The sequence below is a fragment of the Mycobacterium sp. 852002-51057_SCH5723018 genome, from assembly GCF_001667035.1.
Lineage (GTDB): Bacteria > Actinomycetota > Actinomycetes > Mycobacteriales > Mycobacteriaceae > Mycobacterium.
The window spans coordinates 1-567 of the sequence record NZ_LZIR01000107.1; the positions used below are offsets into that span (position 1 = coordinate 1).

2 protein-coding genes are annotated in these 567 nt (G+C 69.0%); one reads left to right on the forward strand and one right to left on the reverse strand.

Annotated features, from left to right (window positions below):
- Nucleotides 1-297, forward strand: a 297-nt coding sequence (locus tag A5764_RS28970) for a glycosyltransferase (protein ID WP_369807351.1), incomplete at its 5' end; no start/stop codon positions are given.
- Here A5764_RS28970 and A5764_RS21495 read toward each other — a convergent pair.
- Nucleotides 289-567: glycosyltransferase (locus A5764_RS21495; protein ID WP_369807352.1), on the reverse strand; the 279-nt coding region annotated here is incomplete at its 5' end. The genes A5764_RS28970 and A5764_RS21495 overlap by 9 nt on opposite strands.

Here is a 567-nt window from a genome sequence, read left to right on the forward strand (position 1 = left end):
GGCACCACGGCTGCCGGACTGCGGGCGGGGATTCCCGCGCTGATCCTGTGGCTGTGGCTCGATCAGCCGGTCTGGGCGGCGGGGGTCGAACGACTCGGCGTCGGCGCCGCCCGTCAGTTGTCGGCCACCACGCAGGGATCACTAGTGGCCGATCTGGCCACCATCCTCTCGCCCGAATACGCTTCACGCGCCCGCGAAGTCGCCGGCCAGATATCGACGTCCCCCGAAAGCCTCGCGAGAGCCGCGGATCTTCTGGAAGACGTCGCTCGCCTTGGATCGCAAGCCTCATCACCGTAAGTCGACGGTGGCCTCCAGAAGGTCGGCCGCCCTGGCAACACTTTCGCCGGCCGTCGTCATCTTCGCGCCGACGTCACGGGCTTTTGCGGCGCGCTCCGGGGTCAGGACGGAGCGCAGGTCAGCGACGAGCGATTGCTCTGTGGCGCCCCAGAACGGGCGGCCGGTCCCGATGTTCAGCCGTTCGACGGCGGCGGCCCAGACCGGCTGATCGTCGATCCCGTGCCAGAGAATCAAAGTCGGGATTCCGGCCCGCATCCCCGCCGCGGTGGT